Genomic DNA, 25,488 nt, shown 5'->3' with positions numbered 1-25,488 from the left:
AGCGCATTTCACGTGCATCGGTGTATGATTGGAAAAGACCGGTACTTACAGAAAATTCATGGAGATGGCTTTTATTTCCCTACTATTCCGGTAATTTGAGTCCGATAGTCGATGCGTCATGCCTCCCGGCGGTGCTGCCGGGGGCGCGGCGACAGACGGGGTAGAGCGTTTTCAAGCGAAACGGGTGCCGCTTTGCGTGAAGAAAACGCGTCGGATCAATAAGATAGAGCCTTTCGGCGTTTCAACGAAATGCCGAAAGGCTCTAGTCCAGGGATAATCGATGAATCTGTTGTCCAGGCGCAGTTTGCTCGCCATTGCCGCGGTTGTCGATGTCGCGATCCATGCGCGGCCGACGCCTGTCGCCGCAAAGTTTCTCGCCGCGCGGCATCATCTGCCGCCGCGTCATCTCGAAACGATTTTGCAGCAGCTCGTGCGGGCGGGTATTCTCAAGGGCGTTCGCGGGCCGCGGGGCGGCTACGAGCTCGCCCGCGAGAGAAGGCGCATCAGCGCCGGCGAAATCGTACGTGCGGCGATGGCGGCGTCGGCGGAGGAAAATCTGCCGCCGGTGCCGGATTCGGAACTGGTCGAACGCGTGATCGCACCCGTCGTCAAGGAGGCGTCGGGTGCGTTCCTGTCGCTTCTGGACGCTGTCACCGTAGAGGATATCTGCCGCCGCGCCGAGAAGACGACCGCGTTCGGTCCGCCGGAGGTCACGACCGATTTCACGATCTGAACCGGTGAATGCGATGGTCGCATTTGCCGAAGGCATTCATGCAGGAGTTTGACGAATGACCGCAACCAGCAATGCAGACAGGCCAAACAAGCCGGGCAGGGGGCGAATCTACGATTCGATTACCGAGACCATCGGCGACACGCCGCTGGTGCGCCTCAACCGGCTGGAGGCTGAAAAGGGCATCAAGGCCCACCTGCTGGCCAAGCTTGAGTTTTTCAACCCGATCTCCAGCGTCAAGGACCGTCTCGGGGTGGCGCTGGTCGACGCGCTCGAGCAGAGCGGCGTGCTGCAACCCGGCGGCACCCTCATCGAGCCGACGTCCGGCAACACCGGCATCGCGCTTGCCTTCGTCGCGGCGGCGCGCGGCTATCGTCTCATCATCGTGATGCCGGAAACGATGTCGGTGGAGCGGCGCAAGATGCTCGCGCTGCTTGGCGCGGAGCTTGAACTGACGCCCGGCGCGCAGGGCATGAAGGGGGCCATCGCCCGCGCCGAGGAGCTGAAGGCGGCGATTCCCGGCGCGGTCATCCCGCAGCAGTTCGCCAACCCGGCCAATCCCGATATCCATCGCCGCACCACGGCCGAAGAGATCTGGAACGATACCGAGGGCTCGGTCGACGTGCTGGTGTCGGGTGTCGGCACCGGCGGCACCATCACCGGCGTGGGGCAGGTGTTGAAGGGCCGCAAGCCCTCCGTGCGCGTCGTCGCGGTCGAGCCCGAGGATTCGCCCGTGCTGTCGGGCGGCACGCCGGGCCCGCACAAGATTCAGGGCATCGGCCCCGGCTTCGTGCCGCAGATCCTCGATCGTTCCGTCATCGACGAGGTGGTGACGGTCGGCAACCAGACCGCGTTCGACACCGCGCGCCTGCTCGCGCGTCTGGAGGGCATTCCGGTCGGCATCTCGTCGGGGGCCGCGATCGCCGCGGCGCTCGAAATCGGCGCGCGTCCCGAGTTCGAGGGCAGGAACATCGTCATCGTCATTCCCTCCTTCGCCGAGCGCTATCTGTCGACCGCGCTGTTCGAGGGGCTTTGACAGCCGCGGCCGATTCCTGATCGGCCGCCATATCATCGCCAAAAGAAAAACGCGGGAAGCACAAGCTTCCCGCGTTTTTTGCAAGCTTGACGAGGCCGCAGGTCGAGCGGCGCTCTCAGGCGGCGCTTTCCTTCGACCGCTCGGCGCGCTTGCGGTCGTTGGGATCGAGATGGATCTTGCGCAGGCGGATGGACTTGGGCGTCACCTCCACCAGCTCGTCGTCCTGGATCCAGGCGAGCGAGCGCTCCAGCGTCATGCGGATCGGCGGCGTCAGGCGCACGGCCTCATCCTTCGAGGTGGTGCGGATGTTGGTGAGCTTCTTGCCCTTGAGCACGTTCACTTCGAGGTCGTTCTCGCGGTTGTGCTCGCCGACGATCATGCCCGTATAGACCTTCCAGCCCGGCTCGATCATCATCGGGCCGCGATCCTCGAGGTTCCACAGCGCATAGGCGACGGCCTCGCCCTGATCGTTGGAGATCAGCACGCCGTTGCGGCGGCCGGGGATCTCGCCCTTGTACGGCGCGTAGTCATGGAACAGCCGGTTCATGATCGCGGTGCCGCGCGTGTCGGTCAGCAGCTCCGACTGATAGCCGATGAGGCCGCGCGTGGGGGCGTGGAACAACAGGCGCTGGCGGTTGCCGCCGGAAGGGCGCATCTCGATCATCTCGGCGCGGCGCTCCGACATCTTCTGCACCACCGGACCGGAGAACTCCTCGTCGACGTCGATGACGACTTCCTCGATCGGCTCAAGCAGATTGCCGTCCTCGTCGCGGCTGAAGACGACGCGCGGACGCGACACGGCCAGCTCGAAACCCTCGCGGCGCATGGTCTCGATCAGGATGGCGAGCTGCAACTCGCCGCGGCCGGAGACGAAGAACGAATCCTTGTCGCCCGATTCCTCGATCTTCAGCGTCACGTTGCCCTCCGCCTCGCGGAAGAGGCGGTCGCGGATCATGCGGCTCGTCACCTTGTCGCCCTCGGTGCCGGCGAGCGGCGAATCGTTGACGAGGAACGACATGGTCACGGTCGGCGGATCGATCGGCTGCGCCAGGATCGGCTCCTCGACCTCCGGCGCGCAGAACGTATCCGCCACCGTGCCCTTGACGAGCCCGGCGATGGAAACGATGTCGCCGGCCTCGCCCACCTCGATCGGCTGGCGCTCGATGCCGCGGAAGGCGAGGATCTTGGACACGCGGCCCTGCTCGACGAGCTTGCCGTCGCGGTCGATCACCTTGATGCTCTGGTTCGGCTTCACGGTGCCCGCCGAAATGCGGCCGGTGATGATGCGGCCGAGGAACGGGTTCGACTCGAGCAGCGTGCCGAGCATGCGGAACGAGCCTTCCTCGACCTTCGCGGGCGGAACATGCTCCAGCACGAGATCGAAGAGCGGCGCGAGTCCCTGGTCCTGCGGTCCCTCGGGAGAGCGCGCCATCCAGCCGTCGCGGCCCGAGCCGTAGAGGATGGGGAAGTCGAGCTGCTCGTCGGTGGCGTCGAGCGCCGCGAAGAGGTCGAACACCTCGTTGACGACCTCCTGGATGCGCGCATCCGGCCGGTCCACCTTGTTGACCGCCACGATGGGGCGCAGGCCGATCTTGAGCGCCTTGGAGACGACGAATTTCGTCTGCGGCATCGGGCCTTCCGCCGCGTCGACGAGCACGATCGCGCCGTCCACCATGTTGAGGATACGCTCCACCTCGCCGCCGAAATCGGCGTGGCCGGGCGTGTCGACGATGTTGATGCGCGTATCGCCCCAGACGACCGACGTCGCCTTGGCGAGAATGGTGATGCCGCGCTCCTTCTCGATATCGCCCGAGTCCATGACGCGCTCCGCCACGCGCTGGTTTTCCCGGAACGCTCCCGATTGCTGGAGGAGTTTGTCCACGAGCGTGGTCTTGCCGTGGTCGACGTGGGCGATGATCGCGATGTTGCGCAGCTTCATAGGGTTTCCTGACCGCGCCGGTCGCGCGCGGTGGTGCTCAAAAGTGACGAAGCCAGATGCCATTGCGAGATGACAACGTGATGTCACCGCAGGCATCCGACGATTTCGTATGATCAGCCCCCGGACCCGACCCGCCAGGTGGCTTTACCGCGCTGCATATAAGGCAATTCGCCCCTAACGGCAATGTTTTCCGGCGCGGGAGGCCGCGAAAAAGCGGATCGCGGGTGCATGCGGCGCCCTGCCGCCTACACCCGCGATCGGTTTCCGCCGTCCGGTCTGCCGGAGCGGCTCCTGACGGCCTGTCCGCCGGGCGCAGGGGTTCCCGGCGGGATCGCGCGGCTCAGGCCGCGCGGATTTCCGTGAAGAAGCGTCCGATCCGCTCGTGCAGGTTGTCGGCCTCCCGCGTCAGTTCGGACGCGGAGTCGCGCACGTTGGCGGCATGGTTGCGGGTATCGGTCGCGCCCGTGGAGATCGCGTGCATTCTGGCGGAAACCTCCTGCGTGCCGACCGCGGCCTGCTGGATGTTTTCGGCGATTTCCCGCGTCGCCAGCCCCTGCTGGGAGACCGCCGAGGAAATTTCCTCGAAAATGCTGTTGATGGTCTCGATGACCGAGCCGACTTCCCGGATCGCGGTGACAGCCGTCTGCGACACGTTCTGGATGGCCTTGATCTGCTCGGAAATGTCCTCCGTCGCCCTTGCCGTCTGGTCGGCCAGCGACTTGACCTCCGTCGCCACGACGGCGAAGCCCTTGCCGGCGTCGCCCGCCCTGGCCGCCTCGATCGTGGCGTTGAGCGCCAGCAGGTTCGTGCGCTGGGCGATGGAGCTGATGAGCGCCACGATTTCGTCGATGCGCTCGCTGGCCGTGACGAGCTGTTGCGCCGTGCTGTCGGTGACGCGCACCGATTCCGAGGCGCGATCGGCGATCTCGCGGGATTCGTCCACTTGCCGCCCGATCTCGCTGATCGAGGCCGCCAGCTCCTCCGACGCCGAGGCGACGTTGTTGACGTTGGAAGAAGCCTGCTCGGCAGCCGTGGAGACGGTGACGACGCCGCCCGCATTCGCATCCGCAGTCGTGTTCAGCGACTGGGCGGTGCCCTCCAGGGTGCCGGAGGAATTTCTGATCAGTTCGAGCACCTTGGCGATTTCATGGTCGAAGTCGCCGATGAGCCGGTCCACCGCTTCCACGCGCTGCACCTGGGCCTCGGTGGCCTGGCGTTGCTGCTCTTCCAGTTCGTAACGCTCGGCGGTGTTCTTCTTGAACACTTCCAGCGCCGACGCCATCGCGCCGATCTCGTCACGCCGCTCCGCGTCGGGGATGGCGGTTTCGAGTTGTCCTTTGGCCAGCCCCTCCATGGCGATCGTGATGCGCTTCAGGGGCTTGGAGATGCCGCGGCTCAGGAGCTGGATCAGCAGCAGGATGGTGAGCAGAACGGCCGTCAGGGTGGCGACGGCGGCGGTGATCCTGAACTCCCGGATCGGCGCGAAAGCCTTGTCCGGGTCGATCGCCGTCACGACGCGCCACTTGACGCCGGGCAGGTCATTGACTGCGGCGGTGGCGACGAGCCATCGACGGCTGCCATCTGAGACTTCCACTATGCCTTCGTTCGGCAAGGAAGCGGAAAAGACGTCCCTGAACTTCTTCTGGACAAGCTTTTGATCAGGATGGATGAGAATAAGCCCCTGATCATCGACAATGAAGACATGCCCCATGCCGCCGAGGTCGACGCCTTTTATCTGCGAAATCAGTGCGCTCAGGGTGAAATCACTTCCCGCGACACCGAAATCGCTGCCCACGACGCCGACGACCTGCTGACCGGACTTCACCGGCACGGCGACGGTGACGACGAGTTCGCCGGTCCCGGCGTCGAGATAAGGAGCGGTCAGCACGGGGCGATGCGCACGCTCGGCGTCCTGATACCAGGGGCGCTTACGGGGGTCGTAATCCTTGGGGAGCGTATCGTCGGACGGCCACTGGGCATACTGCCCTTCCACGCTGCCGAAGTAGGTGAACGAAAACTGTTCTTCCAGCGTTTTGCTCCGGAGCAGTTCCGCCGCGGCTCCCGGCTGCCGGGCAATTCTGTCCGCCACATCCTCGACCAGCCTGACGCGGCCGATAAACCAGTTGGCTATGCTGTCGGAGGCAAGGCTGCCAGCCATGTTCAGCGTGCGAGCGATATGGTCGCGCATGAGGGTGTTTTGCCACCGGTCAATCACGAAAGAAAATGCAGCAAAGGAAAAGGTGACAACGATTGCCGTTGCAATAATGATTCGACGCATCAGGTTCGACTGCCGACCTTTGTTGACGCTGCTCATGCCGTTTCCTTTCCACGAACATCCCGTGCCGCAATGTCGCTTTTTCTCCCGCATCAGGCGGCGAGAGAGGAAACTACGCGCTATATATTTCGCATAAATGACAAATATTACGCGATACTCACCCGATACGAACGGCATGCATGCCCTGCCCGAAGGTTCGTTCATGCCGCCGTTCGGGGATCATGCAGCCGCTCAGGGATAAAGCCGGCTTTTTCGCCAGCCGGCCGTGCCTTCGTTCGCCTCGTCGCGCGCGAATCGCACGCGTTCGTGCAGCCGGAAGGGCCGATCGTGCCAGAACTCGATGGCCAGCGGGAGCACGCGATAGCCGTGCCAGTAGGGCGGACGGGGAATATCGCCGATGGCGTATTTCGCCGCGTGGAGCGCCACTTCCTTTTCCAACGCGAAACGGCTTTCCAGCGGGCGTGACTGCTGCGACGCCCATGCGCCGATTCGGCTGCCGCGCGGACGCGACGCATAATATGCATCGGATTCCGCTTCGCTCACCCACTCCACCGGGCCGCGCACCCGCACCTGGCGGCGCAGGCTCTTCCAGTGGAAAAGCAGCGCCGCCTTCGGCACGGTGGCGAGCTGGCGCCCCTTGGCGCTCTCCTCGTTGGTGAAGAAGACAAAGCCATGCGAATCAAAGGACTTCAGCAACACCATGCGCACGTCCGGCAGGCCGTCCGCATCGGTCGTGGCGAGCGCCATCGCGTTGGGATCGTTGATTTCGGATGCCTCCGCCTCTTTGAGCCAATCCGAAAACAGTGCAAAAGGGTCGTTGTGGTCGTAAAAGTCACCGCTCATTAACGTCTCCGGGGTCAGATGTTTCCTGTCGGATCGCGTGTGCAGGGCCGGCTGCGCGAAGAGTTGCCTGAAGAAGGCAGGTTTTGGAGAAGGCAGGTGAGGCTGTACCGCAGGATGTACGGGTTTATCGTGCCGGGCAAGCCGCGCGTTTTGTCGCTGCGGCTTTCTCTCCCTGCATCCGCCCGCCCGCTGGCCGGCGTCTCGCTGGTCGCCGCCGCCGTGCTGCTCGGCGGGTGCAGCATCGCCGTGCCGGTCGGCGATATGTTCGGCGCCGACGAAACCCTGACCACTTCCTCCCTCGCCGCGAATTCCTCCCCTGCCGCGAACGGCGCGACGATGCTCTCGCCGGAGCTGGCCCCGGAGGACTGGCCGTTCGCCCGCATGGCGCTGGGCACGGCCCTCGATCCGCTCGGGTCGGGGCAGGTCGCGCCGTGGGCCAATCCGCGCACGGGCATCCGCGGCGATGTCGTGGCCGTCGGCAAGCCCTATCTGCACAACGATCTCGTTTGCAGGCGATTCAAGGCCAACCTGTATTTCCAGGGCCAGTCCGACGCGCTCGCAGGCGCGGCCTGCCGCCTTTCCGACGGCCAATGGGCGACGATGGATGTCTCCGCCCTGTGAATGTTGCAAAAGCCGCTTGACCAGTCCGATATTCCACAGAACATACCGACGCACTGTCCTGCGGCGTCGAGAAGCATGTTGCTATTTTGCAACATCCTGACCATATGTTGCGGACGGTTGGTAGTGCGGCGGTGCCGCTGGAGTGGATTGATGCGCAACCCTTACGACATACTTGGCGTTCCCAAAACGGCGAGTGAGGCCGACATCAAGAAGGCGTTCCGCCGTCTGGCGAAGACCTTGCACCCCGATCGCAACGCGGACGATCCCAAGGCCAAGGACAGGTTCGCGGAGCTGAACACCGCCTATGAGGTGTTGGGCGACAAGGACAAGCGCGCCCAGTTCGACCGCGGCGAGATCGATGCCGAGGGCAAGCCGCGCGGCTTCGCCGGCCAGGCGGGGCCCGGGTCGGGAACGGGGCCGGGCGGTTTCGGCTTCCGCTACGGCACGGGCGGGGGCGCGCGCTCGGGCGGCTTCGATCCCGGCGACCTGTTTTCGGATCTGTTCGGCGAGGCGATGCGCTCGGGCGGCAGGGCCTCCGCCGGCGCGCGGCCGGGCCCGGGGCGCGAGCGTCCGCGCGGGCAGGATCTGGAGGCGGAAATCGTGGTGACGCTGGAGCAGATCGCGAGCGGCGGCAAGTGCCGCGTCGCGCTGCCGACCGGGCGGGAGGTGGAAGTGACGTTGCCCGCCGGCGTGAGGGACGGGCAGACGATTCGGCTGCGCGGCCTCGGCGACCCGAGCCCCTTCGGCGGCGAATCGGGCGATGCGCTGCTGACGGTGCACTTCGCGCCGCATCGCGACTTCATCGTGGAGGGACAGACTTTGCGTCTTCGCCTGCCCGTCTCGCTGGAGGACGCCGTGCTCGGCGCCAGCGTGCGCGTGCCGACGCTCGACGGCGCGGTTTCGATGAACATTCCGCCCTATTCGAGTTCGGGAAAGAATTTCAGGTTGCGCGGCAAAGGCTTGCCTGGAAAACCCGCAAACGGGGATCTTATCGTCACCCTCGATATCCAGTTGCCGAAAACGCCCGACCCGGAGCTGGAGGCGCTGATGAGCAAGCGGCGCGCGGCGGCGGGCGCGTGATCGCGGGCGGGAAGCCCCGGCGGCGCGCCATATGGCAGCCCGTTGTTTCGGACGGCTTTTTCGCCCGTTGCTCCCGGCGTCGCGCTCGGGTAATAAGTGACTTTCCCGGACGACAAGGTCCCAGTTCCGAAAGAGAATACCGACGTCATGGCAGACATAATTGCGACGCCCTCTCCCTTGATGGCAGGCAAACGCGGTCTCATCCTGGGGGTTGCGAACAACCGTTCCATCGCCTGGGGCATCGCCCGCGCGGTGCGCGCGCATGGTGCCGAGGTGGCCTTCACGTATCAGGGCGATGCGCTCAAGAAGCGGGTTGAGCCGCTCGCGGCGGAAATCGGCGCCCATGTCGTGGGCCATTGCGACGTGACGGCGCCCGAGACGATCGACGCCGTGTTCGCCGAAATCGAGCGGCTTTGGGGCGGGCTGGATTTTCTCGTCCACGCCATCGCCTTTTCGGACAAGGACGAGCTGACCGGCCGATACATCGATACGTCGGAAGAGAATTTCAGCAAGTCCCTGCTCATTTCCTGCTATTCGCTCACCGCCGTCGCCCAGCGGGCGGAGAAGCTGATGACGAACGGCGGCTCGATCCTCACCATGACCTATTACGGCGCGGAAAAGTGGATGCCGCATTATAACGTCATGGGTGTCGCCAAGGCGGCGCTGGAGGCCAGCGTGCGCTATCTCGCCGCCGATCTCGGCCCGCAGAACATCCGCGTCAACGCCATTTCCGCCGGGCCGATCAAGACGCTCGCGGCCTCCGGCATCGGCGATTTCCGCTATATCCTGAAGTGGAACGAGTACAACGCGCCGCTGCGCCGCACCGTCACGCCGGAGGAAGTCGGCGACACCGGCGTTTACCTGCTGTCGGACCTGTCGCGGGGCGTGACCGGCGAGATTCACCATGTCGACGCGGGCTATCATGTCGTGGGCATGAAGAACCCCGAGGCGCCCGATATCGTTCTGGCAAAGGAATAGCGCGTGAGCAGCCGCCCCACCCTTTACTTCGTTCGCCATGGCGAAACGGACTGGAACGCGGAGGCGCGGCTTCAGGGAACGCGCGACATGCCGCTGAACGCCACCGGGCGCGGCCAGGCGCGGCAGGCGGGCGGGCATTTGCGGGTGCTGCGCCGGGATTTCGATTCGCTCGGCTATGTGGCCAGCCCGCTGACGCGCACCCGCGAGACCATGACGCTGTTGCGCGACGCGCTCGCGCTGCCGCAGGATGGCGTGACGTTCGACGACCGTCTGCGCGAGATCGCCTTCGGTGCGTGGGAAGGGCTGACCTGGCCGGAGATCCGTGCCCGCGACGGCGAGCGCGCCCGCGCCCGCGATGCCGACCGGTGGCACTACACGCCGCCGGAAGGCGAGAGCTACGCCGGCGCATCGGTGCGCGTGCAGGCGTTTCTGGACACGATCGAGCGTGATACCGTGATCGTGGCGCATGGCGGCATTGCGCGCGTCATGCTGGCGCTCCTGGCCGGTTTGCCGGGACAATCGGTCGTTCAATTGCCCATCTGGCAGGGCCGCATTCTCGTCTTCGCCAATGGGCGCCACCGTTGGGTGCCCGCCTGAGCGGGGTGGGGGCGGCCGGCCAGCGGGCTTTCATGCGGGCCTTCCATGCCGGCATTTCCGGCATCGCAACGGAGCACCTTGGTTCATGGCTGAAAACTTTACTCCCGAATCCGTCGAGGCCGCGGCGGAGCGGCTGCTGGCCGCCCGCAACGGCGGTCCTCGCATCATCGATCTGCCGCCCGCGCTGCGTCCGTCGGACTGGAAAACGGCCTATGCCGTTCAGGACGCGCTGATTTCCCGCCTCGGTCCGGTCGTGGGCTGGAAGGTGGGGGCGGCGGACCCGCAGGCCGAGCCCTTCCGCGCCGCGCTGACGGGGCAGACGGTCTCCCTGTCGCCGGCCAGCGTCGCCCACGCCGGACATGCGGTGCTCGGCGTCGAGGCCGAGACGGTCTACCGTTTCGACAAGGCGTTGCCGCCGCGCGAAAAGCCCTACACGGAGGACGAGGTGCTGGCGGCCGTCGGCTCCGTTCATGCCGCCATCGAACTCGTGGATACGCATTTCGCGGCGTGGGGCGCCGCCACGCGCCTCAGCCAGATCGCGGACCAGTTCAACCACGCGCATCTGATCGTCGGCTCCGGCCGTGAAGCGGGCGCGATCGTCGACGCGGAGAACCAGCCCGTCAAGCTGCTGATCAACGGCGAGGTCGTGATCGACCGTCGCGGCGGCAATGCGGCCGGTCCGGCGGCACGCCTGATCGCCTGGCTGGCGAACGGCGGCGCTACCAGCCTCGGCGGACTGAAGGAAGGCACCTACGTGACGACCGGCTCCTGGACGGGCATCACGTTCGTCGCGCCCCGCAGCCATGTCGAAGTGGCGTTCGAGGGTATCGGCACGGCTGTGGTGGATATCGGCGAGTAACGCTCGGGGCCGGCGAGCCTGGAGCGGCGTGCATTCAAGTGGAATCGTCACGCCGCTCTAAATTCTATATTTTACCGCAACTTGCATTCAATTCGATGGATCGGCTTGAACGCAGGTTGCGGTAAAATGTGGAACTGAGAGCGGGATTCAACCTGATCGCATCCCGCTCTAAACGATTCCGCTCAATCGGGAGGCGTTTTTAGTTCCACCGGTCCTTCCAAACAGCACGCTCCACGCGGTGCCGCCAGACGCTTCTGTCTTTGCGTTTCTGCGCCTGCTGAAATTCAGCCTTCGACGTTTCAACATGATTATCGAGTTCCGCATGCGACCGCCTGAAGGGTATGGCATTTTGCGACGTTCCTGCGGGGTATCCTGCTGCTATATACCGCATGTCGACACTCCAGCGGCAACTGCTCGACAGGTTTGGCAAAGAACGGTGTGGTGTAAGCTGTGTGAACAGGATCACGTCGCCACGTTTCATCTCACAGATTTCGGTCTTGAAGGTATTGACCGTTGACGGTTCTATCTCCAAATACCACGACGAGTTTCCAAGCTCCTCGTATTCCTCGGCAACGTGACGTTTCTCGCCGTCACGATGCTGGCCTACGGCCATTTCCATACAGCCATTGTCAACAGTCGCATCCACGAGCGGGACCCAAAAAGTGAGCTGAGGCGACAATTGGGCGCCGTTGGCCAGATACGAGCTGTCCTGATGCCAAGGCACGACAAATAAATCTATTTCGGGCGGCTTGGGGCGTACTGCGAAGAAAGGATGTCCATCGATATCACCTCCGAGTATGGATTCCGCGATATCCAAAGTTTTCTTCGATGACCAAATATTAAATAATCCATCGCCAATGATGTTCGAGTGAGTAAGAGTCAATGCCGCTCCAGGGTGAGCTTTTTCTAAAGCCATCATTCTATCATTAATAGACTGACTCACGCCGCCCAAATCGACCTTCAGATAGCCGGCAAGTTCATCGATCCTTTCGAGAAGATCGCGCTCAACCGGCTTGAATTCGTCATCGGAAAACAATCCTTTGACAACGAAGAATCCTTTTTCATTGAATTCAGCCAAATCTTCCGGCTTAAGCATTGAAGGGCCCCTTAATCTAAACTTGCGAACAGAATGGTATCCGTGCAGCTTTTCGATTGATGCTTTAGTCTGAGTTTGTAGTCGGGGACCAGATTCAGCAGCAACTCGGCGATTCTGACAAAATCCTCAACCTTGTGATACAGGCAGATCGCAAGCTTCGGTCTGAATTTTTGTATCAGCTGCGCCGCGCCCTGAAGAGCCTCATATTCTCCCCCCTCAATATCCATTTTGACAATCGAAACGTCTTCGTTCAGCAACAAGGAATCCAGTTTGGTGACGGGAATAGAAATCAAATCCTCCTCGTCGGCTGCATCAGCTCCGACGATGTTGGAATAAACGCCATTCGTCCTGAAGCTGAGGGTGCCGTCACTATTCGATACGCCTTTCGGAATAATCCTGATTTTTCCGTTTTCGCTGTCCGACACCGCATTCAGGCTTCTTTGCATCGCGGGGTCGGGCTCAAAGGCGAATATTTTGTGATATCCTTCATCGGCCGCCTTCAAGAACAACTTAAGCGTGTCGCCATCGTAAGCCCCACAGTCAACATAGACGGTTTCGGCCGTTGGCTTGAGAAGGCTCTGAAATAAATACCAATCATCATTTCCGGTGAAAGCATCCTCAAAATCCTCTCGCCTCCCGCTCATATGGGCCTTGATGATTTTGAAGTACGTTTCTTTCGATTCCTCGTCTTCTAAGCTTTCATGAATTTTACGGAGGCGCGGTAATTCGGATGTAAAAAATTCATTGAATTCACCCTTCTCAAAATAATGGGCGCATTCCAAGTCCACGTCGCAGAGGTTACGTTCATCAAGCGATTCCCTGAGAAATGAATATATTTCGGCAAAATAATCGGGACTCGATATTACGAAGCGCGCATGGGGAAAATCCCGGCGCGCCGCTTCAAAAGACATAACAGGGTAAGTATCGCGAAATTTCCGGCCGTGTTTTCGGGTGTCGGAGTCACAGACCGCAAGAATTAAAAATCCATACGATTCCAGTTTTCGCAAGATCGCGGGCATGGCAAAACCGGCGCCATACAATACGACAGAAGGATTATCCTTAGACGTTTCCAAGAATTCATCAATCTTACTGGTTGTTTCCAAGAGACGCTCCAGCATTGAACACACCCTTGTTCCTGCGGCGAGCGAGACCGTTTCCCAATTGGAATAGCCTACTCAGCATTGCAAATTGCTTCGCGATAGAAATTGATTCAAAGAAAAAACACAAGGATGTTTATCGTCTACGATGCAAATAACGTCGCAACCCGCATTGCCCCGGTTAAGCGGAAAGCGCTCCGGAGGTTGTTCAGGGGTTGGTTGCCACTGAATACTTAAAAATTTTCTTGCTTTTAGCTTGGTCGCGCTTATCGCAACTGGATATCAGTGCTTATATAGACTTACCGATGACGGAATGACCAGTCACTCCGTCAGAAAGCCGCAGGCAAATCTCTTTTTTTAAAGAAGTAGATTTGTATTCCCGGTTCATAACGATCTTTAATGCGGCAACCGATACTGCGCCAGCTTGAGCGGCGCGGCGCTGAAGGAACGGGCGCGCATGAGCGCATCGTCCGCCGGCCCGGTGAAGGAAACCTTGGTGGCGGAAACAAGGGCCGGCGTCGGCGCTGCGGCGGTGATGGCGGCAGCCGCATCCGTCGTCTGCGGGCTCACGGTCGCCTTGACCGTCGTATCGGCGCTCACGTCGACCGCGGCGATTTGCGGCGCGTCCTCGGCTTTCGCCTCGGCCGGCCGGGCCGTCGCACCGGCATAGGCGAGCACCGGCCCGGAGGTGACGCGCGGCGCATTGCGGCCGACCTTCGTGTAGAAAATGTTGCCTCCCGCGACTTGCAGGTAGCGCATGTTCGGATATTTGTAGCGGCGCGAGGCGACATGGAAGAACATGGCGTCGCCGATGCCCGTGTGACGCTTGCCGGCCAGCACCTCGTCGGCCACCGCATCGGCATGGATACGCTCGCGCTCCGTCATGGCCCGCGTCAGCACGCCCGGCGCGAACTGGTTTTTTTGCCCGACGACGGAGCAGATGGTTCCCGGATAGCTCGACGAGTTGAGCCTGTTCATCACCACCGTGCCGACGGCCAGCAGACCCTCGCGGCTGGAGCGATGCGATTCGAAATACATGGCCCGCACGAGGCATTCGCGTTCACCGCCAGCGGAAGCCATCTGCCTGCGCGGAGCCGTCCGCGTGTTCGCCGCGGCGACATCGCGCGATTTCCTGTCGGGGGCTTTGGCATGCGCCGCCGGCTTGCCATCGCCGCCCTTGACCTTCGCGGTATTCTGCGTCTTCGGACTATTTTGCGATTTCCCGGAAACCGCCGCGGAGGATGCCGTCAATGATCGCTCGGGAGAATATCCGCAACCACCGAGGGCCAATCCGATCAGCAGGACGGGCATCGTCAGGGCGGCCCTGGTCGTCAGGGGACGGCAACGCGCGGGGATGTTCACAGGCAGCCTCTCGTGTGTCCGTCGCGCTCATTGGGCGACACAAAGCTGTTAACCAAACATAAAGCTTGTGGCAACCCCGTCGCGTTCGATTTAACGATGGTTCCCCACCACTCCGCTGTGCAAACGTTTGGAAAACCGGTACGACGCATGACTTCCATCTCGCGGAAAATCGCCCAGGAACTTGGCATCGAGGCGCGGCAGGCCGAGGCCGCGATCGCGCTGCTCGACGAGGGCGCGACCGTTCCGTTCATCGCCCGCTACCGCAAGGAGGCGACCGGCGCGCTCGACGACGCGCAGTTGCGCGCGCTGGAGGAGCGGTTGCGCTACTTGCGGGAGCTGGAGGAACGCCGCGCCGCCGTGCTCGCCGGCATCGAGGAGCAGGGAAAGCTGACGGAGGAACTGCGCGCGGCCATTCTCGCCGCCGATACGAAGGCGCGCATCGAGGACATCTATCTGCCGTACAAGCCCCGGCGCCGCACCAAGGCGCAGATCGCCCGCGAGGCGGGGCTGGGGCCGCTCGCCGACGCGCTGCATGCCGATCCTTCCCGCCCGCCCGAGACGCAGGCGGCCGCTTTCGTGGACGAGGCGCGGGGCGTGGCCACCGTTCAATCCGCGCTCGAGGGGGCGCGCGCGATCCTTGTCGAGCGGTTTGCGGAAGACGCCGACCTGATCGGCGCGCTGCGCGAAGACATGTGGCGGCAAGGGCGGCTCGTGTCGAAAGTGCGCGAGGGCAAGGAGACCGAAGGGGCGAAGTTCGCCGACTACTTCGATTTTTCGGAGCCGTTCGGCAAGTTGCCGTCACATCGCATTCTGGCGCTGTTTCGCGGCGAGAAGGAGGAGGTGCTCACCCTTGCCTTCGAGCCGGAACCGGCGAGCGACGCCCCGCCTTCCGGCCCCGGCCCCTATGAGCTGGGCATCGGCAGACGCTTCGCCATCGCGGATCTCGGCCGCCCCGGCGACGCATGGCTGCGCGATGCCGTGCGCTGGGCATGGCGCACGCGCATTCTGGTTTCCCTGTCGCTCGATCTGCGCGCGCGTCTGTGGCAGGCGGCGGAGGACGAGGCCGTCCGCGTATTCGCGGGCAACCTGCGCGATCTGCTGCTCGCCGCGCCGGCCGGCATGCGCGCGACCATGGGGCTCGATCCCGGCTATCGCACCGGCGTGAAGGTGGCCGTGACCGATGGCACCGGCAAGGTCGTCGCCACGACCGCCATCTTCCCCCACGAGCCGCAACGGCGCTGGGACGAGGCGCTGGCGACGCTCGCCGCGCTCGCCGGCCGGCACAAGGTGGAGCTCATCGCCATCGGCAACGGCACCGCCTCCCGCGAGACGGACAGGCTCGCGGCCGAGCTCATCAAAAAATATCCGCAGCTCGGGCTGACGAAGATCGTGGTGTCGGAAGCGGGCGCATCGGTCTATTCCGCTTCCGCCTACGCCTCGCAGGAATTGCCCGAGCTCGACGTAACCTTGCGCGGCGCCGTCTCCATCGCGCGCCGCTTGCAGGACCCGCTGGCGGAACTCGTCAAGATCGATCCGAAATCCATCGGCGTCGGCCAATACCAGCACGATCTCGCGGAAGCGAAGCTCTCGCGTTCGCTCGATGCGGTGGTCGAGGATTGCGTGAACGGCGTCGGCGTCGACGTCAACACCGCCTCCGTGCCGCTGCTCGCGCGCGTGTCGGGAGTGGGCGAGGGGCTCGCGCGCAACATCGTGCTCCATCGCGACGAGAACGGCCCCTTCCGCAAGCGCGCCGACCTGAAGAAAGTGTCCCGCCTCGGGCCGAAGGCGTTCGAGCTTTGCGCCGGCTTTCTGCGCATCCGCGGCGGCGATGATCCGCTCGATGCGTCCGGCGTTCACCCCGAATCCTATCCCGTGGTGCGGCGCATTCTGGCGGCGGCGAAGAGCGACATCCGCGCGCTGATCGGCGACACACAGACGCTGCGCGGTCTTTCGCCGGCGCGGTTCACGGACGACACGTTCGGCGTGCCCACCGTGACCGATATCTTGCGCGAGCTGGAAAAGCCCGGCCGCGATCCGCGTCCCGCCTTTCGCACGGCGACGTTCCGCGAGGGCGTGGAGAAGATCGGCGACCTTGCCCCCGGCATGGTTCTGGAGGGCGTCGTCACCAATGTCGCGGCCTTCGGCGCCTTCGTCGACATCGGCGTGCATCAGGACGGGCTGGTGCATATTTCCGCCATGGCCAGCACTTTCGTCAAGGACCCGCGCGACGTCGCCCGGCCCGGTGACGTGGTGCGGGTGAAGGTGCTGGAGGTCGATGCGGCGCGCAAGCGCATCGCGCTGACCATGCGGCTCGACGACGAGGCGGGCGGCAACCGCAGAAATACCCCCGACCCCCGGCCGCAGCGGGCCGAAGGGCGTCCGCAGGCCAACCGCAAGAGCGGCGGGGCGGAAGCCTCCGGCGCCGGTTCCGCCAATGGTTCCGCCAATGGTTCCGCCTTGGCGGAGGCGCTGCGCCGCGCGGGCCTTTCACCTGGCAAGAAAGGCTGAAGGTTTACGCGCCATCCCCACGAGAATGGATGGAGCGTTTCCGCGCAAGGTGGGCGTCATTGGCAGAATTTTTTTGCCTCCGGCGTCCAGTTGCCGAATCCCGTCGCGACCATGTTGGTGATGACGCGGCAGATGTAGCGTTTTTGCGCCGGATTGTTGTTTGGGCCGGCGTGATAGCGCGCTACCGCCATCGTCCAGTTGCCTTCGCGCCGGTGCAGTTCCTTCAGGAAGCGGGCGGCGTAGTTGACGTTGGCGCGCGGGTCCAGCATCTGGGCCGCCGATGCGAACCTGTCGCTGTGGTAGTGATGGTTGATCTGCATGCAGCCGAGGTCGATCAGCTTCACGCCCCTCGCGCGCTCGGCGTTGAGACGCCTGACGGCGTCTTGCGCGCTCGCGGCGAAATAGGCCGTGCCGGCGATGTTCATCGCATAAGGTTGCAACGACCCGCGCCGGCCGGTCTCCGTCAGGCCGACGGCGTAGAGAATGTTCACCGGCACGCCGAACTCGCGCGCGGCGCGGATCATCTCCCGCTCGCAGGCGTTGCGCGCGGACGCGGCCATTTCCGATGCCGCCGCCGCATCGGCTGTTCCGCTGCTCGCGGCGAGCGCGAGAAAAGCGCCCAGACATCCGAGCAGGCGGCTTCCGGCCGGAGGCTTTCCGCGTTTTACTGAAACGCAAGAAGCTCCCGGGTTTCTGACTTTGAGCGAATCCTCATCGATTGAATGTTTCCATTCAATCGGAAAACGCTTTGGAGCGGCATTTGCCCGAATGCGGGAAATCCGGGCGCACGCGGTCCAGGTGCGCGAATGTAGCATCGCCCGGCGCAGGAGATCGTCAAAGATAAACCGCATCCGCATCGTGCCCGGTGCGCAAGCGGGCTTCCGCATGCGCGTCGTCCGTCTCCCGCTCGCTTGCCTGCCTGTCGGCGGTCTCCCGCTCCTGCCGTCCGTCGCCGCCGGCAAGGTTCGTGCCGCCATTGCCGTCCTGCGCCATCGGCTGCCCGGCCGCTTGTCCGGCCGTCTGTGCCGTCGGCTGCGAAGACAGGGATGGAGCGGGAGTATGCGGACGCGCGAAATCGATTGAGGCGATCTCCGCCTTGTAGCCGGCGCGGCGCAGCGTTTCCAGCAATCCCTCCTGATCGCGGCGCAGCGCCTCGACGGACTGCTGCCGGTCCGCGGTCAGCCGCACTTCCAGCACGCCGCCGACGATGCGCAGTCGCGCGGTGACGAGTCCGAGCTCCTCAGGCTGCAATTGCAGCCGCAGGATACGCACCGGCCCGCCGTCTTGCACGGCCGTGAAAGCCGGGGTGCTCCGCGCCACGTTCGCTGGCGCAGCGGCGGCAGCGGGAGCCGACAAGCCCGCGAGTTCGCGCGCCTGAGCGACGATCTGCTCGACAGCGCCGGAAAGCGCGCCGCTCACGCTGTCCACGCCCCCGACGTTGACGGCCGCCTTGCTCGCGCCGGCGAGGGCAGGAGCATCCGGGGAACTGACATCGGAAGTCCCGGCGCTGACCAGCCTGGCATCGACAAGCTTTGTGTCGGCGGATTTCGTGTCGGGAGATCCCGCGTTCTCGATCGAGATGGGGAGGGCGTCCGCGTCCGGGGAAGCGGCGGGGGAAGAAATACCGGGCGCCTGGCGGGCGGGCGAAGAGGTGCCCGTCGAAGAAACGCCGGCGGAAGATATGAGGGTTGATAACTGCGCGGAGACGCGTGCATCCGCATCCGCGGAAACGGGGAGGGAAGAAGCGTCGGGCGCCTGGCGGGCGGCCGAAAAGACGCTGGCCGAAGACATGCCGGTCGACGAGAGGCGGGCGGAAGATATGAGGGCCGACAAACGCGCGGATACACGCGCATCCGGCAGTCGCTCGGCGGGAATGTCGGCTTGATCGGCTGCGGTCGCGCCGCCGCCGTTCTCGCCATCGGTGACGGGGGAAGTGCCGCCGGCCGGCACGGCTTGCGAGTTCAGCGAGGGACCGGAAGCAGTTTCACCGCGGTGCAAGGGTGCGCCGAGGACCGGGGCGAAATGGGTTTCCCGCCCGATGATCGTCACGCGCGCCGCTTTCTGGCCGGTGGTCGCGTCCGCTGCGCGCTCGCCGTCGTCTTGTTGTGTCGCCGGCGCCGCTCGCGCGCCCCTGCTATCGGCCCGCGCAGGCGTTTGCGGGGCGTCGGCCTGTGCGCCCACGTCCAGGAGCAGCGCGAGCGCGATAGCGGGATCGGATGCCGATTGCGCCGTTGCCGACCCGTCTCGCACGTTTTCGCTGCTATCGTCGGCGGCGCGGGAGGGGCTCGGCCTCGTTTGCAGGCCGGCATCGCGCGCGGGCTTGTCCGCCTTGCGGGTGGTAGAGCGGTCGCCCGGCAGATCGTCTTTCGCGGCTTCGCCGCCGGCAAGCGAATCGTAAACGATCGAGAAGCTGCCGTCGTCATCCGTCTCGCCGCTGCGCGGCTTCAAGCTTGCGGCGCCGGCGGCGCCGGCGGCCAATGGGGTGGCGATCGTGCTCATGAACCCGACTCCTCGTTGATCAACCTGTCGCTATCGCCGATCAATTGCCTGATCCTGTCCACCGTGGCGTTGAAAGCCGGCTCCGTCTCGACGCTGCCGCCCCGTCCGGCCGGAGGGGCGGGGGGAGCGGCCGCCGACGCGGCGTTGGCCTGCTGCACGGGCGCGGGAATCGCCCCCGGCATGCGCGGCAGTTCCCGGATGCGCGTGGCGAGATAGGTCGCGGAATCCAGCAGGCCGATGTCGTCCGCCGGCAGCAATTGGCGTCTGATGGTTTGCAGCGCCTGTTTTCCGGCAAGGAAATCGCTCTCGTTGATGATAATCGCCGCCGCATTATAGAGCTTGGCCCGCTCGTGGGCGGAAGTGTCGGGCGGCGCGATTTCCATGAGGCGCCGGGCCACGAGCACCGCCATGCGCGTCTTGCCGTTCGAGATGGCCTGCTTGGCGAGAATGAGGCTGATGTTGATCTGCGCGGGCATGTCCAGCGCCGCCAGCAGATCGGTGAGCCATTTTTCATCCTCGCTGGTGCCGCTCATGTTGAACCGGACGAGGACGGTCGAAAAGCGATGATGGAAATCGCCCGCGTAGACCGATTGGGGATAGCGCTGCAAATAATGCTTCGAGAGCGTCTTGAACCGCTCGTCGAGGCCGAGCTGGCCGGCGAGAAACACCTGGCGGCGCAAGGCGCCTTCATCAACCAGCGTCCCGGGAAGGAGCAAGCGGCTGAGGTCGAGATACGCCATTGCCTTCGCGCCGTCCCGGCGGGCGTAGAGCGCCGACTGTATGAGCGCGATGCGGCCGTTGAGGCCGGGCGCCAGGGTCCGGGGATCTATCTTTTCAAGCTCCCGGATCGCCTCGTCCTCGTCGCCTTCGACATAGGCGTGCACCCCCTTGAGCAGCTCCGGCGCGATCGCGGGCGGCGGCTCGAGTCGGGCAAGCTTGCGCAGAATGGCCGGAGAGCCGCCGCTGAGAGCGAAGGACAGCGCGGCGCGGGCGTTGCGGGGCTCCTGCCAGGTCTCGTTCGGCGCAGCCATCAGTTGCCGCTCGATCTGCGCCAGCAGCGGCGATTGCGCCGTCAGCGCCTCCCGCGAGCCATGCGCGGTGCGATCCTGTATGGCCTGCAACGTGCGCACGAGCTGGTACGGCTCTTTCTGCGCCGTCGCTTCCTGTTCCGGGGCGGTTTCCTGCGGGGTTGTTTGCGCTACGGCGTGAGCTGTCGGCAGGAACATGCCGAAGCAGGCGAGGCCGGCCAGAAAGGCGCGTACATGAGCAAAGAGGCATTGGGCAACGCGGCGACGGGCAACGGGGCGCGATACGATCATACGCGCTTCTCCCGCAGCAGGATCTCGATGCGCCGGTTTTCCGGCGCTCGCCCGTCCGCCGAGTTGCGCGGCAGGCGGTCCGCATATCCCTCGATGCGCTCGATACGCGCCTCCTTGAGCCCGCCGCGCATCAGCATGTAGGAAGCCATATGCGCGCGCGCGGAGGAAAGTCGCCAGTTGTCATAGGTATCCGACTTGAAGGGAACCGAATCCGTATGCCCGCGAATGACGATCGTGCCCGGCCGGTCGGCGAGGGAAGCCGCGATGCGCGCAAGCGCGCGCACCACCGCCGGATTGGGCTCGGCCGAGCCGAGCGCGAACATGCTGAACCGATCGGCGTCCGTCAGGCTGATCAGGATGCCCTCGTCGGTGCCCTCCACCTTGATATCGGGCGCGCCGGCCCGGCGGCTCTCATTCTTCAACGCATCCGCGATGTCGGCTCTCAGCTCGGATACTTCCTGCGCCTGCGCTGCCAGCGACTGCAAGCTGCCTGTCCGGGCGGCATCGGCGGCCGGCGGCTCGGACGCCGGCGAGGCGGCCGCATCGGCGGTGGCGGAAGCCGCGCCGCCTGCCGTGCCCGCCTGCGGCTGGCCGTCCTGAGAGATCGCGGAAGGTCGCCCCTCGGGCGCCAGACGCCAGTAGGAGGGATCGAACGGATCCCGGATCACGGGAGAACTGGAGGCGCCATTGTCGTCCGCGGAGGATGATTCCCGCGCGCCGGACGGATTCACCGGCTTTTCCTCTTCCGCAATCTTGGCGAGAATTGCATACGGGTCCACGAACAGGGCGCCGTCGGGATATTTCGGCTTGCTCGTATGAATGGATTCACCCGCCATGTTTTCGGTAGCCCCGGCGCGGTCGTCCTCGACCCTGCCCGTGCCGCCTTCGTCGGTCTGCGTGGGGCCGGGGTCCTTCCCGGTGGCGTCGCTGTCCCGGATGGTTTTCCGCGGGTCGACCACGCCCTTGCGGGCAGGAGACGCATCGGAGAGCTTGATCGGGTTGAAGTAGTTGGCGACGGAAGCGCGCTGCTCCTTGCTCGTCGAACTCAGCAGCCACATGATCAGGAAGAACGCCATGAGCGCAGTCATGAAGTCGGCATAGGCGATCTTCCAGATGCCGTGGGCCCCGTGCTCCTCGGGCTCCTCATGGCGACGCTGGATGAGGATCATATCCTTATCGCTCTTGTCCATACCGTATCCTCACACCAGCGGGCGCGCGCGAACGCTACCTCGCATTCAGGGCGTTCTCGATCAGCCTGTTCCAGGCTTCCAGTTGCGTCGCGCAAACAATATCCCCCGCGACGACCCGGACATCCGGCCCGTCGGCGGTCGCGAAAGCGATCCGCTGCACGCGCTCGGGCACGCTCGCGGCGATCGCCTCACGGAGAGCGTCGATCAGGTCGCCGGGACCGCTGATCGCGATCGTCGCGTGGCTCGCGTCGTCGAGAAGGGTGAGAACGCTCTCGCGCAGCCCCGCGATCGCTTTCTCGCGGACGGCCGCCGTGAGAAAGGGCGTGAAGATGCGCGTCACCGTTTCGCAGAGGCCGTTTTCGATCTCGCCCAGCGTCGCGCGCAGCCGTTCGGCCAGGACGCCGGCCTCGTCGGCCGCCCAGCGCGCGCGCGCCTGCGCAAGCTGCTCGGCATGAAGCGCGCGCTCCTTCTCAAGCGCCGCAGCCAGCGCGATCCCGGCCTTCTTCGCCTCCTCGTCGCGCACCTTGTCGCCGTGCTCCTTGAGCAACGCGTCGATATCGACAGGCGGGGTCGGCTCGACGAGCGGAGCGATGAAAGGCTCGTCGGCCAGCCCGATCTGCCGCACGACAGACCGCAGCTTGCTGCGCGCGGACTTGATCGTCGCGCCGGCCGGAACCTTCCGGGTTTCATCCCGCACGACGGATTTCGACACCGGCGCAGCCGGCTTCGCCGTTGCCGGGGAAGCCGGCCTGGCGGTGCCGGCGGCCGGAGCCTTGGCGGTCGTCGCGGCGGAAAAATCCTCGATGTCGGAGGCGTCGGTTTCGGTGCCGAAGTCGGGCAGACAGGCGGCAAGAGACGTGTTCATCAAGCGGCACTTTCACGATAGAGCCATTCACGCAGAACGGCGGCGGCCCGCTCTTCGTCATGCGTGATAATCTGTTCGAGTTGCTTTTGCGCCTTGTTGTGAATGCCGGAGGCGATGTTCTCGAGAAAGTTGATATCCTCGGGGGGAGCGGCAAGGGCGCCGGTCGCGTCGAACGCCACTTGCGGCAGCGCCCCGTCCGGCGCATCCGCCAGCGCCAGCGCCGTCTCTGCGCTCTCCGGGCTCTGCGGACGCGCCAGAATGGCGTTGACCGCCGGACGCAGGCCGAACCAGATCAGCAGCAGCGAGACGACGAGGATCGTCGCCGCGTTGATGACGTTGCCCATCTGGCGCAGCAGCAACTCGGTGATGGAGAGCGGCGGATAGGGCTCGAGCAGCCTGCCGTCGTCCGGGAAATCGACCGCCAGCACCTTGATCGTGTCGCCCCGGCTCTCCGAATAGCCGGCGGCGGAGCGCGTCAACTGCTCGAGTTCAGCGACTTGCCTGTCGATAGCCTCGTCGGAAGCGTTCTGGCCGATCAACTGCCGGATGCGGGCGCGATTGATCAACACCGCCACCGACATCGATTCGATGCTGTAACCGTCGCGGACCGTCTGCACGGTCTTGGACGAGATTTCGTAGTTGGTGATATCCTCGCGCCGGTTGGACTCGGCGCTGGCCGTCTCGCCCGGCCCCGCGTCCGGCCCCTGCTGCGGAATGTTCTGCTGCACCGTCGTCGGCGTCTGCTGGTTGGCGTTCTGCGAGGTCTCGGTTTCGCGCACGGCGCGCGTCGACCGCTCGACGCGCGACTCGGGATCGAAAATCGTTTCCTGCGTGCTGGTCCTGTCCGTGTTCAGATTGACCGCGATGCTGACCTCGAAGTTGTCGACGCCGAGGAAAGGGGACAGCGACCGCCTGACGTTCTCCTGCAAGTCGCGGGCGATCGATTTCTCCATCGCGTTCGCCTGGCTGGTCATCACGCCGCTGCGTCCGTCGCCGGCCGCGAGCAGGACGCCGTCCGTGTTGAGCACCGACACCCGCTCCACCGTCATGCCCGGAATGGCCGAGGCGACGAGGCTGCGGATGGCCTGCGCGGAACTCGCGTCGTCGGACGGCTCGGTGCGGATGACGACCGACGCGGATGCCGGCTGCTGATCCCGGCGGAATGAGCCGCGGTCGGGCATCACGATATGCACGCGCGCCGCCTTGACGCCCTTGATCGACTGCACCGTGCGCGCGATCTCGCCTTCGAGCGCGCGCACGCGCGTCACTTCCTGCATGAAGGAGGTGAGGCCGAGCGAACCCAGATCGTTGAACAGCTCGTAGCCGGAACTCGCGCTTTGCGGCAGCCCCTTGCCGGCCAGCAGCATGCGCGCGGTGGCGGTGTTGCCGTGCGACACGTAGACGCTCGTGCCGTCCGCGCTGACGTCGAACGGAATGTCGCCGTCGCGCAGCGCGGAGCCGATCCGTGTTACGTCCTCCCGGCTGAGGCCCGTATACAGAACCTCCATCTCCGGGCGGCTCAGATAATAGGCGCCTATCGCGACGGCGAAGAACACCGTCAGGCCGATGACGGCGAGCGCCGTGAGCTTGCGCGCGCCAAGGCCCCTGATATTGCCCCAAAGCCTCTCGGCATGTTCGCGACCGGTCATTACCATCCCACGTCAAAAATGCATGAACGCGACATCAACCAATTGTTAACCAAAATGCTGTTTTGTCGAAACCCGAACGGAATCAGCCAATTCAGACCTTGCGTTAAGATTGCCACGACAACCTTGTCTGGAGATTGCGCCGCCGTTTTCCTGCCGGGGCGGCGTTGGCGGCGGGCGCGGAAGCGTTTATCATCGCGCCATGAGATACTTCTTCCTCGCGAGACGCGGCTTTCTTCGCCCGCATGCTGCCGGAAAGCGGCATTGGTTCCTGTGCGCCTGCGCGGCGGCGCTTGCGCTCGTGCCGCAGTCTTCTCGCGGCGCACCGACCGTTGCGGAGGTGGCCGCCGTGTCGGCGCCCGGCGATGAGGCGCGCCGGGAAACCGACAGGCGGGCCGACGGCGGCGCCGGCAGCCCGCTCGACACACTCTACGATCGTCTGGCGGACGCACGCGATGCGTCGGAGGCGCGACGGGTCGAGGCCGCCATTGTGCGTAGCTGGCTGCGCTCGGGCAGCGACACCGCCGATCTGCTGCTGACCCGCGCCCATACCGCGCTGGGCATCGACGACCCGGCGCTCGCCATAGAACTGATCGACAGGGCGCTCGTTCTCGCGCCCGATTGGGCGGAAGCCTATGCCGTGCGGGCGCAGGTGTTCGCCGCGCTCGGCGATGACGAACGGGCCGTCGCCGATCTCAATCAGGTGTTGTTACGGGATGCGCGGCATTTTGTCGCGCTTCGGACTCTTGCCGATATCTTCGGGCGCACCGGCGTCCGGGCCGGCGCACTGGCGCTCTACGAGCGGACGCTGTCGATCCATCCGTATCTGGAGGGCGTGCGCGCCGCGCTGGAAAAGTTGCGCGCGGCGGTCGAGGGGCAACCGCTGTGAGGCATGTGGCTCCCGCCGCGCCGGGGGCGCATGCGGTCTTTTCGCGGAATCGGCAACAC

General features: G+C 64.6%; 21 protein-coding genes. 9 read left to right on the top strand and 12 right to left on the bottom strand.

The window, feature by feature from the left end; genetic code table 11:
• Positions 1-280 precede the first annotated feature (280 nt).
• A complete protein-coding gene (locus ACOYJQ_RS06345; RefSeq protein ID WP_433457158.1) occupies positions 281-733 on the top strand; it encodes an RrF2 family transcriptional regulator in 453 nt (150 codons plus the stop codon).
• 55 nt (positions 734-788) lie between these two features.
• Positions 789-1,766: a cysteine synthase A gene (gene cysK, locus ACOYJQ_RS06340; protein WP_433457157.1), complete on the top strand. Its 978-nt coding sequence runs from the start codon at positions 789-791 to the stop codon at positions 1,764-1,766.
• A 115-nt stretch (positions 1,767-1,881) separates the two neighbouring features.
• Here the strand turns inward: cysK and typA are convergent, their stop codons facing one another.
• The 3 genes from typA to pdxH all read right to left on the bottom strand — a co-directional run bounded on the left by typA (position 1,882) and on the right by pdxH (position 6,823).
• A complete protein-coding gene (typA, locus tag ACOYJQ_RS06335; RefSeq protein WP_433457156.1) occupies positions 1,882-3,705 on the bottom strand; it encodes a translational GTPase TypA in 1,824 nt (607 codons plus the stop codon).
• A 340-nt stretch (positions 3,706-4,045) separates the two neighbouring features.
• Positions 4,046-6,157, bottom strand: coding sequence for a methyl-accepting chemotaxis protein (locus ACOYJQ_RS06330; protein WP_433457155.1), 2,112 nt, complete (start codon positions 6,155-6,157; stop codon positions 4,046-4,048).
• Positions 6,158-6,211: 54 nt separating this feature from the next.
• On the bottom strand, positions 6,212-6,823 hold the full coding sequence (pdxH, locus tag ACOYJQ_RS06325) for a pyridoxamine 5'-phosphate oxidase (RefSeq protein ID WP_433457154.1): 612 nt from the start codon (positions 6,821-6,823) through the stop codon (positions 6,212-6,214).
• A gap of 114 nt (positions 6,824-6,937) precedes the next feature.
• Between pdxH and ACOYJQ_RS06320 the strand changes: the two genes are divergently transcribed.
• The 5 genes from ACOYJQ_RS06320 (at position 6,938) to ACOYJQ_RS06300 (ending at position 10,958) form a co-directional block, all read left to right on the top strand.
• A complete protein-coding gene (locus tag ACOYJQ_RS06320) occupies positions 6,938-7,444 on the top strand; it encodes an RT0821/Lpp0805 family surface protein (protein ID WP_433457153.1) in 507 nt (168 codons plus the stop codon).
• Between the two features lie 150 nt (positions 7,445-7,594).
• Complete coding sequence (locus ACOYJQ_RS06315; RefSeq protein WP_433457152.1) at positions 7,595-8,524, top strand: DnaJ C-terminal domain-containing protein; 930 nt, start codon at positions 7,595-7,597, stop codon at positions 8,522-8,524.
• Between the two features lie 159 nt (positions 8,525-8,683).
• A complete protein-coding gene (fabI, locus tag ACOYJQ_RS06310) occupies positions 8,684-9,502 on the top strand; it encodes an enoyl-ACP reductase FabI (RefSeq protein WP_433457204.1) in 819 nt (272 codons plus the stop codon).
• A 3-nt stretch (positions 9,503-9,505) separates the two neighbouring features.
• On the top strand, positions 9,506-10,099 hold the full coding sequence (locus ACOYJQ_RS06305) for a histidine phosphatase family protein (RefSeq protein WP_433457151.1): 594 nt from the start codon (positions 9,506-9,508) through the stop codon (positions 10,097-10,099).
• Between the two features lie 85 nt (positions 10,100-10,184).
• Positions 10,185-10,958 (top strand): 2-keto-4-pentenoate hydratase, encoded by a 774-nt coding sequence (locus tag ACOYJQ_RS06300; RefSeq protein WP_433457150.1) that lies wholly within the window; start codon positions 10,185-10,187, stop codon positions 10,956-10,958.
• A gap of 199 nt (positions 10,959-11,157) precedes the next feature.
• Here ACOYJQ_RS06300 and ACOYJQ_RS06295 read toward each other — a convergent pair whose 3' ends face one another.
• From ACOYJQ_RS06295 to ACOYJQ_RS06285, 3 genes are all read right to left on the bottom strand, one after another.
• The gene (locus ACOYJQ_RS06295; RefSeq protein ID WP_433457148.1) at positions 11,158-12,054 is read right to left on the bottom strand and encodes a phytanoyl-CoA dioxygenase family protein; all 897 of its coding nucleotides are present in this window, start codon (positions 12,052-12,054) and stop codon (positions 11,158-11,160) included.
• A gap of 11 nt (positions 12,055-12,065) precedes the next feature.
• Entirely contained in the window at positions 12,066-13,172 is a 1,107-nt protein-coding gene (locus ACOYJQ_RS06290; RefSeq protein ID WP_433457146.1) for an FkbM family methyltransferase, read from the bottom strand.
• Positions 13,173-13,547: 375 nt separating this feature from the next.
• Entirely contained in the window at positions 13,548-14,402 is an 855-nt protein-coding gene (locus ACOYJQ_RS06285) for a cell wall hydrolase (RefSeq protein ID WP_433457145.1), read from the bottom strand.
• A gap of 258 nt (positions 14,403-14,660) precedes the next feature.
• Here ACOYJQ_RS06285 and ACOYJQ_RS06280 point away from each other — a divergent pair, with 258 nt between their 5' ends.
• Positions 14,661-17,021 (top strand): Tex family protein, encoded by a 2,361-nt coding sequence (locus ACOYJQ_RS06280; protein WP_433457144.1) that lies wholly within the window; start codon positions 14,661-14,663, stop codon positions 17,019-17,021.
• Positions 17,022-17,077: 56 nt separating this feature from the next.
• Here the strand turns inward: ACOYJQ_RS06280 and ACOYJQ_RS06275 are convergent, their stop codons facing one another.
• From ACOYJQ_RS06275 to fliF, 6 genes are all read right to left on the bottom strand, one after another.
• Entirely contained in the window at positions 17,078-17,581 is a 504-nt protein-coding gene (locus ACOYJQ_RS06275) for a transglycosylase SLT domain-containing protein (RefSeq protein WP_433457143.1), read from the bottom strand.
• A 274-nt stretch (positions 17,582-17,855) separates the two neighbouring features.
• On the bottom strand, positions 17,856-19,520 hold the full coding sequence (locus ACOYJQ_RS06270) for a flagellar hook-length control protein FliK (protein ID WP_433457142.1): 1,665 nt from the start codon (positions 19,518-19,520) through the stop codon (positions 17,856-17,858).
• Positions 19,517-20,839, bottom strand: coding sequence for a chemotaxis protein MotC (locus ACOYJQ_RS06265; RefSeq protein WP_433457141.1), 1,323 nt, complete (start codon positions 20,837-20,839; stop codon positions 19,517-19,519). The genes ACOYJQ_RS06270 and ACOYJQ_RS06265 overlap by 4 nt, the downstream gene beginning before the upstream one ends.
• Positions 20,836-22,029, bottom strand: a complete 1,194-nt coding sequence (locus ACOYJQ_RS06260) for a flagellar motor protein MotB (RefSeq protein WP_433457140.1) — start codon at positions 22,027-22,029, stop codon at positions 20,836-20,838. Before ACOYJQ_RS06260 ends, ACOYJQ_RS06265 begins: the two co-directional genes overlap by 4 nt.
• Before the next feature lie 34 nt (positions 22,030-22,063).
• On the bottom strand, positions 22,064-22,894 hold the full coding sequence (locus tag ACOYJQ_RS06255) for a hypothetical protein (protein ID WP_433457139.1): 831 nt from the start codon (positions 22,892-22,894) through the stop codon (positions 22,064-22,066).
• Positions 22,894-24,543: a flagellar basal-body MS-ring/collar protein FliF gene (fliF, locus tag ACOYJQ_RS06250; protein WP_433457138.1), complete on the bottom strand. Its 1,650-nt coding sequence runs from the start codon at positions 24,541-24,543 to the stop codon at positions 22,894-22,896. The genes ACOYJQ_RS06255 and fliF overlap by 1 nt, the downstream gene beginning before the upstream one ends.
• Positions 24,544-24,841: 298 nt before the next feature.
• Between fliF and ACOYJQ_RS06245 the strand changes: the two genes are divergently transcribed.
• A complete protein-coding gene (locus ACOYJQ_RS06245) occupies positions 24,842-25,429 on the top strand; it encodes a tetratricopeptide repeat protein (RefSeq protein WP_433457137.1) in 588 nt (195 codons plus the stop codon).
• The last annotated feature ends 59 nt before the right edge of the window (positions 25,430-25,488 follow it).

Origin of the sequence: Pseudochelatococcus sp., from assembly GCF_050946405.1 — a bacterium.
GTDB lineage: Bacteria > Pseudomonadota > Alphaproteobacteria > Rhizobiales > Beijerinckiaceae > Pseudochelatococcus.
This window is presented reverse-complemented; position numbering and strand designations above follow the sequence as displayed.